The sequence below is a fragment of the Actinomadura sp. 7K534 genome, assembly GCF_004348575.1.
GTDB lineage: Bacteria > Actinomycetota > Actinomycetes > Streptosporangiales > Streptosporangiaceae > Spirillospora > Spirillospora livida.
In genome coordinates, this window is record NZ_SMKB01000002.1 from 62632 (window position 1) to 73824 (window position 11193).

Sequence of the window (11193 nt, forward strand, 5' to 3'; positions counted from 1 at the left end):
GAAGCCCGCGCCCGTTTCGTCCCCGTACTACGCTGTTGCCCCCGGGGGGAACCTCCCCGGACCGCAGTACATCGAATGATCGCGCCCCCGCCGCGAACCACACGAGCGACCACGAAGGATCCCCCTGCCCATGACCGAGGACGTCCCTGGGTACCGGGTGCTGGAGCAGGTCGGCGAGGGCGGCTTCAGCGTCGTCTACCGCGCGCACCAGGAGCACCTGGACCGGATGGTCGCGCTGAAGGTCCTGTCGATCGGCTCGGTCGACGACGCGGCGATGCGCCGCTTCCAGCGGGAGAGCAAGATCACCGGGCGGCTGTCCGGCCATCCCAACATCGTGACCGTGCTGGACACCGGCACCACCCGGTCCGGGCGCCCCTACATCGCGATGGAGTACTTCGAGCACGGCGCGCTCACCGACCGGCTCGCGCGGGAGGGGCCGCTGCCGGTCGCGGACGTGCTGCGCATCGGGGTGAAGATGGCGGGTGCGCTCGCCGCCACCCACGAGACCGACGTCCTGCACCGCGACGTCAAGCCGCAGAACGTGCTGCTGTCGCGCTACGGGGAGCCCGCGCTCGCCGACTTCGGCATCGCCCGCCTGGTCGACACCTTCGACGCGACCCACACGCAGGCGTTCACCCCGCACCACGCCGCGCCCGAGATCCTGGAGGGCAGGCAGCCCGGCGTCGGCTCCGACATCTACTCGCTCGGCTCGACGCTGTACCAGCTCCTCGCGGGGCAGCCCGCGTTCAAGGGCCCGGCCGGCGAGGGCATCGCGCAGCTGATGCTGCGGATCCTCAGCGATCCGCCGCCGCCGATCCCCCGTGCGGACGTGCCGCCCCGGGTGCAGGAGGTCATCGTGCACGCGATGGCCAAGACCCCCGAGCAGCGCTTCGCGACGGCCGTGGAGTTCGCGCAGGCGCTCCAGAGCGTGCAGGCCGAGCTGGGCCTGCCGGTCACGGACGTCCCGCACAGCAGCGGCGCCGTCCTGCCGGTTCCGCGGCAGGACGGCGGCACGGGGTCGTCGTCGGGTTTCGCGTCGTCCGACTTTCCTTCGGGGCCGCGGCCGTCGTTCCCCGACACCTCCGGGCCGCCGCGCGTCCCGGAGTGGGCGCCGACCGCCCAGGCGCCCGTCCTCGGGCCCCCGGTTCCGCCGTCGCCCTGGCACCCGGACGCCTCCCCGCCGCAGACGCCCGACGCCCTCCTCCCGCAGGAGGGCACGATGCCGCGGGAGCCGCACACCGTCCCGCGCGACGGCGCCCCTACGGCCTGGCCCGCGACGCCCGGGGGCCAGGTGCAGGGGCCGCCGCGGGCGGGCGATCCGCGGGCGAGCGGCGCCCACACGACACCGCACACGGCCCCGCACCAGCTGGCCCCGCAGCCCGTCCCGCACCAGCACACGCTCGACCAGCCGGGCGACGGCCCGCGGCGGGGCCTCATCGTCGCGGCGGGCGTGGCGCTCGTCGGCGGGCTGGCGCTCGGCGTCGGGGCGCTCGCCCTCACCCGCGGGGGCGGCGAGGAGGGACGGCAGGCCGCGGGCCCTCCGGCGGCCGCCACACCGGGCCCTCAGGGGCAGGCCGCTGACGTCCCGCCCGAGCCCCTTCCGCGCGCCCAGTTCACCGCCACGCGCCCGCGCGGGCTCGTCGCGAGGCCGGCGGGCCGCACGGCCGTGCTCGCCTGGACGCTGCCGCCCGCCGCTAAGGAGCTGCCGCTGCTCATCCAGCAGCAGCCGGCCGGCGCGAACCCGCTCGTGACGGCGCAGGCCGGCTCCCGCTCGGCGACCATGCCCGGCCTGCGGCCGAGGACCCGCTACTGCTTCAAGGTGGGCTCCGTGCTGCGTCTCAACCCCGGCCAGGCACCGGACGTGTCATGGTCGGCGCCCGCCTGCATCAGCGCGAAGCGTCCGAGCTGACGCGGGCTAGCACTTCCAGATCGCCGGGCCGCTGAAGCTCTTCCAGTCGCCGGGCGTGTTGACCAGGTAGCTGACCACGTAGCCGCGGTTCCCCTTCCAGGTGATGTTGGTGTACATGTCACCGGAGAGGTTGGGGTCGCTGGAGTGCTCGTAGGCGAGGCCCTGCTCCTTGCAGTGCACGGTGACGCTGTCACCGTTGTTGTCGCGCATGGTGGCCACGGTGGTGCCGCTGGGGCTGGCCTCTGCCCTGATATAGCCGTTGGAGTTGCCGTTCATCCTCACGGCATAGGTGCTCGTGGGGCCGGTCAGCTTGGTGCTGACCGTCGCGTTGGCACCGGTTCCCGCGCCGTTCGTGGGGGTGACGGTGAAGGTGTAGTCGCCGTTGGACCACACGTCGCCGAGGATGGCGGACGTGGTCGAGACGGTCCTGCTCCCCGAGACGGGGCCCTCCCAGGTGAGCCGGTAGCTCGTCGAGCCGCCGCCGGGCGCGGCCGTCCACGAGACCTGCGCGCCCGACTTCGTCGCCAGCGCCTTGAGGCCGGTCGGCGTTCCCGGCGTCACGCACGGGCGGACGGGGTCGCTCGCCGGCGACGGCAGTTCGCGCGTCCTGCCCCGGGCGTCCCGGTAGCGGACGGCCACGCGGAACCGGTACTCGGTCCCGCAGTCGCCGCCCGTGATCGTGAAGGTGAAGGGCCCCGCGCCGGGTCCGATGGCGGACGGGCTCACCGACAGGCCGGACACCGCGTCCTTCAGCACGTACCCGATGACGCCGTCGCCCTGCGAGGGCTGGAAGTCGACCCGCATCGTCCCCGCGCCGGGCGTGACGGACACGTTGCCGGGCGCGGTCGGCGGCTCGCCGGGCGCCGGGGGGCGGGACGGCGGCGGCGCCTCCGGCGGACGGCCGCGCGACGGCGGCGGGGCGTCCCCGTCGCCGGGCAGCGGGATCGTCCGGCGCCTCGGGCCGCCCGCGACCCGGTCCTTGTACTTGTTGACGCCCCGGTGGACGTTCCCCCGGTCGATCACGACGGCGTGCGGGCCGGCCGGGTCGTTCGCCCAGAGCAGCCCGTCCCGGACGAAGACGTCCAGCCTCGCCGGCCGGTTCGTCACCGCGATCGGCCGCTCGAACCGGTTGGCCGCCGAGTCGTACACGATCAGGGCGCCGGCCGTCTCGTCGGGGATGTAGACCTTCGCGCCGAGCACCTGCGGCGGCCGGTACCGGTGCCTCGGCATCGGCAGCCGTGTGCTGGAGTACCGGCCGGTGTCGGTGTCGACGGTGACCAGGGAGCCGGTGCCGGGCACCAGCAGCGGGACGATCCTGCCGTCGGTCTGCGCGGGGGCGAGCACGCCGCCGCGGCCCGCGCGCCGCACGGTCGTCGGCAGGCTGATCGTGAGCGGGGAGCCGGACCGGACGACGGTGGCGGTGGCGGCGGTCGAGTCGGTGACGACGGGGTCCCCGGCGGCGACGGTCAGCGCCAGGTCGCCGCCGGGCGCGCCGACGCGGACGGGCGGCCGGAGGGCGCCGTCCCGGAACGCCGACACCTCGCCCTTCTGCGACACGGGCACCCACAGCGTCCCCCTGCCGTCGATCCCGGCCTGGCCGAGGACCGGCGGCAGCGCGGCGGACGCGCCGACCGGCGTCAGGCCGACCGGGTCGATCTCCTGGACGACGCCCTTGACCGAGTCGACCGTGTACGCCTTCCCGCCGCCCGCGAGGACCTGGATCCCCCTGCCCAGCGAGCGGCTCTGGCCGATGCTCAGCTGGGACGGGTCGAGGCGGCTGACGACGCCCGTGTCCAGGTCGATGATCAGGACCGTGGCGCCGTCCTGGACGACCTTGACGTTGTGCCCGCGCATCTGCGGGATCACGCCGGCCTTGCCGTCGACCTTGGCGGCGGGGCCGTTGACGTGCACGACCATGCCCTTGCTCTTGGCGGTCAGCCACGCGCCGACGTCGGCGAGGCGGTACTGGGCGCTCGCGACGCCCACCCCGTACACCGCCGCGGCTATCACCAGCACGCCGACCAGCCCGACCGCGACCTGCCCGGTGAGGCGGTCGCGGCGGAACAATCTCAGGATCGCCACCCGCACGATTCTGATCACCTTCCCCGTTCGATCGCACAAGTTAGCGGGTGGCGGGCCGCTGATGTCGGTGTTCTCGCAAATACGAAGATGTTCAGTTTCGCGAATCGCGTCGATGAACGTCGGGATTGTTATGTTGCGTCCGGTAATGACCACCACTGGGCGGCCGGTGACCTCCACCTTCCCGGCGAGGACGGCGGCGATCCCGGCGGCGCCCGCGCCCTCGGCGACGAGCCCGTGCTCGCGGAACAGCCAGCGCATCGCCGTCCGGATCTGGTCATCGGTGACCGCGGTCAGCTCCGCGGCCCGGCCGATCACCCCCGGGGTGACGCTGCCGGGCTCCAGGTTGCCGGGGAGGCCGTCCGCGAACGTCTCGCCGACCTCGACCTCGACGACCCGCCCGGCCGCCACCGAGGCGGCGATGCCGCGCGACACGGCCGACTCCACCCCGACGATCCGGACGTCCGGCCGGTCCCGCCCCCACAGGGTGAGCCCGGCGAGCAGGCCGCCGCCGCCGACCGGCGCGACGACCGTGAGGGGCCCGTCCGCCTGCCGCTCCAGCTCGCGCCCGATGGTGCCCTGCCCGGCGATGACCGCCGGGTCGTTGTAGGGCGACACGTAGTGGCCGGGCAGCGTCAGCGCGTGCTCCTCGGCCTCGTCGTAGGTCGTCCCGTGCTGGACGAGCCGCACCGGGTACGCGCCGATCTTGTCGATCTTCACGGGGGACGCGCGGGTGGACACGACCACGGTGACGTCCGCGCCGGACCGGGCCGCCGCGTGGCCCATGCCGAGGCCGTGGTTGCCCGCGCTCGCCGTGACGGCCGGCCGCCCCGGCGGCAGCGCCGCGACGGCCGCGAGCGCGCCGCGCACCTTGAACGCGCCGGTCGGCTGGCACGTCTCCAGCTTCAGCATGGCGCCGGGGGCCAGGGAGGACGGCACGAGGGGCGTCGGATCGAGTTCGGCGGAGACGGCCCGCCACGCGCGGTCGAGGTCGTCCCGGTCCGGGGGGCGGACGGCGCGGGGCGTCACGGGCGCCTCCCCGGTTCCTCCTCGTCCAGCCGCGCGTGCAGCCGCTCCCGGATCTCCTCGGGGGTGTAGGCGCGGCGGCGGCGCTCGCTCCGCACGATCACCGCCCCGGTCGCGGCGACGCCGAGGAACCCGGCGACGCCCAGCGCCTTCCAGAGGTTCGACGCCTTCAGCAGGCCGGATGCCTTTCCAGGGCGGGGCACTCTCCACCGTCGCATGCGGCTACCGTATCGATCATGCCTGGTACGAGCATCTCCCTCGACGAGGCCGCCGAGCTGACGCGCACCGGGGACGTCTGGCTCTTCCGGGGCCGCACGGCCTTCGACCGCGCCATCCAGATGACCACCAACAGCCCGGTCAACCACGTCGGCATGTCGATCGTCATCGACGACCTGCCGCCCCTGATGTGGCACGCCGAGCTGGGCAGGTCGCTGCGGGACATGTGGACGGGCGGGCACCACCGCGGCGCGCAGCTGCACGACCTGCGCGAGGCGGTCATGGCGTGGGGGAACCGCTACGGGCAGCGGGCGTGGCTGCGGCAGCTCGAGCCGCCGCCGTCCAGGGAGATGGAGGACGCGGCGCTGCGCGCGGTGGCGCGGCTGGACGGCACGCCGTTCCCGTCCACGTCGCGGCTGGCGACGCGGTGGCTGCGCGGCCGGGTGCCGATCCGGCGGCCCGCCGAGCGCGCGGAGGACCTGGAGACGGCGTTCTGCGCGGAGATCGTCGCGGTGACCTACCAGGCGATGGGGCTGCTGCCGAAGGGCCGCCGCCCGAACTGGTTCGACCCGGGCCGGTTCTGGAGCGGGGACGACCTGGCGCTGGCGGACGGCGCCGTGCTGGGCGGCGAGATCGCCGTCAGCCTCCCGGGCCCCTGACGCGCCGCCGCCCGGCGGGCGGGCGGCGCTCCCCGCCCGACCTGCCGGTGAGCGACCGGGGATGCAGCCGCCGCCGGAGCCGCCGGACGCGTCCGGCCTTGGCGGTGACGAGGCGTCCCACCGCGTCGGAGTGCTCCCACGCCCGGTCGGCGGCCCGCGGGTCTGGGTGCGACGCGGCGAAGCGGCTGTGGTTGACGAGGTCGGCGAGCGGCCCCAGGTGCCCGTGCGCGTCCGCGCCGACGCTGGACGCCCCGAACCGCGCGACCTCGTGCGCGGTCAGCGTCCGCGCCGTGGACAGGCCGACGTCGGCGAGGTGGTCGAGGGCCTGGTGCCAGGCGCCGGTGATGCGCGCGGCGGGCGGGCCCGCGCGGCGGCGGCGCTTCCGCAGGGCGGGAGCGAGCAGGACGGCGAGCACGTAGCCGATGACCAGCACCGCCGCCGCGACCGACGTGAACACGCACCACGGCGTGGGCGATCCACCGCCGTCGGCGGGTTCGCGCGGTCCCTTCTCCGTGTTCTGACCCGGCCCTTCGCCGCGCTGCTGGGACGCGGCGGCCTTCTGCGCCTGCTCCAGCTTCTGCTCCGTCTCGCCGGCGGCGACCGAGTCGTCCTCCTTGGCGCGGCGCCCGGAGTCCGGGAGCGGGTTGAAGCGGATCCAGCCGAGGTCCTCGAACTTGATCTCGGGCCACACCAGCACGTCCCCCGACCGGACCTGGACGGTGTCGCCCACGCGCTGCCCGCCGCGGAACCCCACCACGACGCGGGACGGCAGGCCGATCGTGCGGGCGAGCAGCGCGTACGCGGTCGCGAAGTGCTCGGGCGTGCCGCGCCTGCCTTCGCTGAGGAAGTAGTCGAGCTGGCGGTAGCCGTGGCCGGGCGGTGCGGTCACGTCGTAGGCGGCGTAGCGCTTGAGGTACTCGGCGAGCAGCGCGGCCTTCTCGATCGGCGAGCCCGCACCCCGCGTGGCGGCCTCCGCGAACCGGCGGAACTCGGCGATCTGGACGGGCGGCTCCGTCGCGCCCGGCCCCCACGGCAGAGCGATCGCCGCCCTGGCCTCGGCGTCGGTCGCGAGGGCCGCGGCGGCGAGGTCCCCGGCCGTCCATTCGGGCACGACGGACGTGACGCGGTAGGACTGGCCGGGCCGGAGCGGCCGCCCGGCCGCGAGCGCGCCGCTCTCCGGGTCGACGACGACGGGCAGCCCGTCGATCCGCCGGGGCCGGTCGGGCGCGGGCACCCACACGCCGGGCAGGTCGCGGATCGTGATGTGCTGCTCGACCTCGTGCCGCTCCCCCGGCCGCGGTCCCTCGGGCACCCGGCTCCCGGTGGGCACGAACCGGGCCGTGGACGACCACGTCACGCCGTCGAACCGGTCGAGGACGGCGAGCCGCTGCCGCTCGGGGCGGCCGGACCGGACGGTGAACATCACCTCGCCCGGCCGCAGCAGCCAGCCTCCGACGCGGTCGAGCGGGCTGACGCCGTCGCGCTGCTGCGGCGGCGGGGCCTGCACCTGCTCCCGGGGGTCGTAGGGCCGCGCGCCGACCGGGACGACCGGACCCGCCGCGAACGCCAGCGCGCCGAGCACCGCGGCGGCGGGCACCCCGGCGGCCAGCGGCCGCCACGCGACGCCCGCGCCGGGGCCGTCCGCGCGGAGCAGCACCAGGACCGCCGTCAGCGCCACGGCCGCGGCGGCGAGCGGCAGGTTGGAGCCGGGGCCGTCCACGCCCAGCGGGAGCGCCACCGCCCACCCGCCGAGCGCGGGCACGCACGGGGCGGCGCGCAGCGAGGTCCGCAGCGCCAGCTCGGCGGACGCGAACGCCGCGAGCCACACCACCACGCTGACCAGGACGAGGTACTCCGGCTCGGCCGGGGCGGGCAGCAGCGTGGTCAGGATCGCCTTCCACGAGCTGAGCACGCCGTCGCGGAGGGCCTGCGGCAGCGTCCCGTCCGCCAGGGTGGGACGCAGGACGGTACCGGTCACGGTGCCCGCCCACGCCACCACGCTCAGCACCAGGGAGATCCACAGCGGCCAGGGGTCCCCGCTCTTGCGCGGGCCGGAAAGCAGCCCGGAAAGCACGGTCGGGACGACCGCGGCGACGGCGGCCACCGGCGCCACCGGGCCGAACCCGAAGACGCGGTGGAAGGCCAGCCCGGCGACCGCCGCGAGGCAGGCCGTCACGGCGAGCGAGGCGTACCGGGTCACCGGACCCTCCCGAGCCGCCGCCACGCGTCCGCGAGCCCCTCCAGGTCGGCGAAGTCGACGAGCTGCACGCCGGGCGGCGCGGACGCGGGCTCCGCCGGCCGGACCCGCAGCACCACCACCCGGTCGAACCGGCTCCGGACCGCCGCGACGCCCCCCAGCTCCGCGGCCCCCGCGGCGCCGCCCGCCACGACCACGAGCGACCCGCCGCCGCGGACCCGGCGCACCGCGGAGGTGAGTCGCTCACCCTCCCGGACCTCCACCGAGGTGAGCCGGTCGAGCAGGGTCTCCAGGTCGTCGGGGCCGCCGCGCGTCTCCGCGACCGGCCCCTTGCCGGTGAGGACGCGGACGGGGAAGTGCGCCGACGCCGCCCCCGCCGCAACGGACGCCGCCGCGTCCACGGCCAGCTCGAAGTCGTCGGGCTGGGGCCACGCCCCGGGACGCGTTTCCAGCACGACAGTCGTCGTCGGCAGGCTCGCGTCGACGAGCCGGCGCACCATGAGCGTCCCCGTCCGCGCCGACGACTTCCAGTGGATGTGGCGCATCTCGTCGCCGACCACGTACTCGCGCAGCGCGTGGAACGTCGCCGTCCCCGCCGGGGACCGGTCGCTGGTCGGCCCCTCCAGGTGGTGGGCGCGCCCGGACGGCAGCAGCGCCAGCGGCACCGTCCGCGGCCGGACGAGCAGCACCTCCGGCGCGCCGTACTCCCGCGTCCGGCGGGCCAGCCGGAGCGGGTCGGCGCGCTCCAGCCGCAGCGGCCCCACCGGCAGCTCGCCGCGCCGGCCGGTCGGCAGCCGGTAGGTGACGGTGCGGGTGCCGCCGGCCCGCAGCCGCGGGATGTCCACCTCGATCGAGCCCGGCCCGGCCGCGTCCCGGGCGCGCACGCCCCGCGCGCCGCGCCCCCGGTTGGTGACGTGCAGGACGCCCACGGCGGGCTCGCCGCGCTCCACCTTGGCCGGGGCCATCTCCCGGCGGACGTCCAGCCTCACCTGCGGCAGCGTCCACAGCACCGCGCCCGCCACCGCGGCGAGCCCGGCGACCCCGAAGATCGCGGGCTCCGGGTAGCCGAGCGCCCAGCCCGCCGCGTACAGCAGCGCGGACCCGGCCGCCGTCCCCCGGCCGAGCGGCGTCAGCACCTGGCCTCCCTCACGGCCCTCACACGCCGGCGGCCTGCGGGGTCGGCACGCCCCCCAGCGCCTCGGCGACCACGTCCGCGCCGGACCGGCCGCGCAGCTCCGCCTCCGGCGTCACGATCAGCCGGTGCGCGATGACCGGGACCGCGAGCGCCTTCACGTCCTCGGGGACGATGTAGGACCGGCCGGCCGCCGCCGCCCGGACCCGCGCCGCCCGCAGCAGCGCGATGCCGGCCCGCGGGCTCGCGCCGAGCCGCAGGTCGGCGTGCGCGCGGGTGGCGGCCACGACCCGCACCAGGTAGTCGAACAGCGGCGGCGCGACGTGCAGCCGCTGCGCGAAGTCGATCATCCGGGCGAGGTCCTCGCGGCCCAGCACCGGCGGCATCGCGTCGAGCATCGCGCCGGTCGGGGCGCCCGCGAGCAGCGCCACCTCGGCCTGGTGGTCGGGGTAGCCCATCGAGATGCGCATCAGGAACCGGTCGAGCTGCGCCTCCGGCAGCGGGTACGTCCCGTCCATGTCGACCGGGTTCTGCGTCGCGATCACCATGAACGGGCGCGGCACCGGATGCGGGGTGCCCTCCACGGTCACCCGGCGCTCCTCCATGACCTCCAGCAGCGCCGACTGCGTCTTCGGCGAGCCGCGGTTGATCTCGTCGGCGACGGCGAGGTTCGCGAAGATCGGCCCGGGGTGGAACTCGAACGCGCTCGTCCCCTGGTTGAAGATCGACACCCCGGTGATGTCGCTGGGCAGCAGGTCGGGCGTGAACTGGATGCGCGCCCACTCGGCCTCGATGGACGCCGAGATCGCGCGCGCCAGCGTCGTCTTGCCGACGCCCGGCACGTCCTCGACGAGCAGGTGCCCCTCCGCCAGCAGGCAGACCAGCGCCAGCTCGACCTTCTCCCGCTTGCCGCGCACGACCCGCTCGATGTTGCCCGCCAGCGCCGCGAACATCTGGGCGAACCGCCCCGCCAGCGCGTCCGCGTCCACCCCCGCGCTCTCGCTCATCACCCGCACCCCTCAGCCGCGACCCCCGTCGCGAAGGGCACAATAACCGTTTTCGCAACGATTCCGTCCTGAGATTCACCGATTGCCCGGGGCGAACCGAACGCGAGCGTTATCCATGACGTCCTAATGTTGGGCATCGCGACGACGACTCCGAGGTGGACGTGGACGACATCAGCATCACCGACCTGTGGGACCGCGTGACGGGAACGCAGCCCGATCCCCCGTGGTGGCTGGTCGCCTTCGTCGGCCTGGTGGCGCTCGCGGCCGTCCTGCACGGCCCCACCTGGCGCCTGGCGCGCAACACCGTGACGATCGCGCACGAGGGCGGGCACGCGCTCGTGGCCCTGCTCACCGGCCGCAAGCTGGACGGCATCAAGCTGCACTCCGACACCTCCGGGGTGACGGTCTCGCGCGGCAAGCCGCACGGCCCCGGGATGATCTTCACGGCGCTGGCGGGCTACGTCACTCCCCCGCTGCTCGGGCTGTTCTTCGCGCTGCTGCTCGCGGCCGGCCGGATCACGCTGATGCTGTGGTTCTCGCTCGCGCTGCTCGGCGCGATGCTCATCATGATCCGCAACGCCTACGGCGTGCTCTCGGTGGTCGCCACCGGCGCGATCATCTTCGGGGTGTCGTGGCTGGGCAGCGCCGAGGTGCAGGCCGGGTTCGCGTACCTGGCCGCCTGGTTCCTGCTCTTCGCCGCCACCCGCCCGGTGGTCGAGCTGCAGCGGATGCGCGCCCGGCACATGGCGCCGAGCTCGGACGCCGACCAGCTCGCCCACCTCACCGGCGTCCCCGGCCTTGCCTGGGTCTCCCTCTTCGGCGCGACCGCGCTGCTCGCCCTGCTCGCGGGCGGCGCCCTCCTCGTCCCGGACGTCGACCTCCCCGACCTCCCCGGCCTCCCCTCCACGGCCGATTTCTGACCCGGAGATCTGACCTGCGGTAAGGCGTCCTGGAATGTCGGGGGGCAC

The 11193-nt window shown here is 75.5% G+C and carries 8 protein-coding genes; 3 read left to right on the forward strand and 5 right to left on the reverse strand.

Features of this window, described 5'->3' with window-relative positions; genetic code table 11:
- Positions 1-130 precede the first annotated feature (130 nt).
- Complete coding sequence (locus tag E1266_RS00955) at positions 131-1909, forward strand: serine/threonine-protein kinase (protein ID WP_132042659.1); 1779 nt, start codon at positions 131-133, stop codon at positions 1907-1909.
- A 6-nt stretch (positions 1910-1915) separates the two neighbouring features.
- Here E1266_RS00955 and E1266_RS38695 read toward each other — a convergent pair whose 3' ends face one another.
- Positions 1916-5017: a pyridoxal-phosphate dependent enzyme gene (locus E1266_RS38695; RefSeq protein WP_207945348.1), complete on the reverse strand. Its 3102-nt coding sequence runs from the start codon at positions 5015-5017 to the stop codon at positions 1916-1918.
- Positions 5014-5232, reverse strand: coding sequence for a hypothetical protein (locus E1266_RS00965; protein ID WP_132042661.1), 219 nt, complete (start codon positions 5230-5232; stop codon positions 5014-5016). The genes E1266_RS38695 and E1266_RS00965 overlap by 4 nt, the downstream gene beginning before the upstream one ends.
- Positions 5233-5250: 18 nt before the next feature.
- Between E1266_RS00965 and E1266_RS00970 the strand changes: the two genes are divergently transcribed.
- The gene (locus tag E1266_RS00970; RefSeq protein ID WP_132042663.1) at positions 5251-5889 is read left to right on the forward strand and encodes a hypothetical protein; all 639 of its coding nucleotides are present in this window, start codon (positions 5251-5253) and stop codon (positions 5887-5889) included.
- On the opposite strand, the gene E1266_RS00975 is transcribed toward E1266_RS00970, so the two are convergent.
- The 3 genes from E1266_RS00975 to E1266_RS00985 are packed head-to-tail and all read right to left on the reverse strand — an operon-like array spanning position 5870 to position 10225.
- Complete coding sequence (locus tag E1266_RS00975; RefSeq protein WP_132042665.1) at positions 5870-8089, reverse strand: DUF3488 and transglutaminase-like domain-containing protein; 2220 nt, start codon at positions 8087-8089, stop codon at positions 5870-5872. The two genes, E1266_RS00970 and E1266_RS00975, sit on opposite strands and share 20 nt — an antisense overlap.
- Positions 8086-9222, reverse strand: a complete 1137-nt coding sequence (locus E1266_RS00980; RefSeq protein WP_132042667.1) for a DUF58 domain-containing protein — start codon at positions 9220-9222, stop codon at positions 8086-8088. Before E1266_RS00980 ends, E1266_RS00975 begins: the two co-directional genes overlap by 4 nt.
- A 19-nt stretch (positions 9223-9241) precedes the next feature.
- Positions 9242-10225: a MoxR family ATPase gene (locus E1266_RS00985; protein WP_207945349.1), complete on the reverse strand. Its 984-nt coding sequence runs from the start codon at positions 10223-10225 to the stop codon at positions 9242-9244.
- 155 nt (positions 10226-10380) lie between these two features.
- Here E1266_RS00985 and E1266_RS00990 point away from each other — a divergent pair, with 155 nt between their 5' ends.
- A complete protein-coding gene (locus E1266_RS00990; protein ID WP_207945350.1) occupies positions 10381-11145 on the forward strand; it encodes a M50 family metallopeptidase in 765 nt (254 codons plus the stop codon).
- Positions 11146-11193 lie beyond the last annotated feature (48 nt).

Coding starts and splice junctions, on each gene's coding strand:
- E1266_RS00955 (WP_132042659.1), top strand. CDS start 131: ATGACCGAGGACGTCCCTGGGTACCGGGTGCTGGAGCAGGTCGGCGAG.
- E1266_RS00985 (WP_207945349.1), bottom strand. CDS start 10,225: ATGAGCGAGAGCGCGGGGGTGGACGCGGACGCGCTGGCGGGGCGGTTC.
- E1266_RS00965 (WP_132042661.1), bottom strand. CDS start 5,232: ATGCGACGGTGGAGAGTGCCCCGCCCTGGAAAGGCATCCGGCCTGCTG.
- E1266_RS00970 (WP_132042663.1), top strand. CDS start 5,251: ATGCCTGGTACGAGCATCTCCCTCGACGAGGCCGCCGAGCTGACGCGC.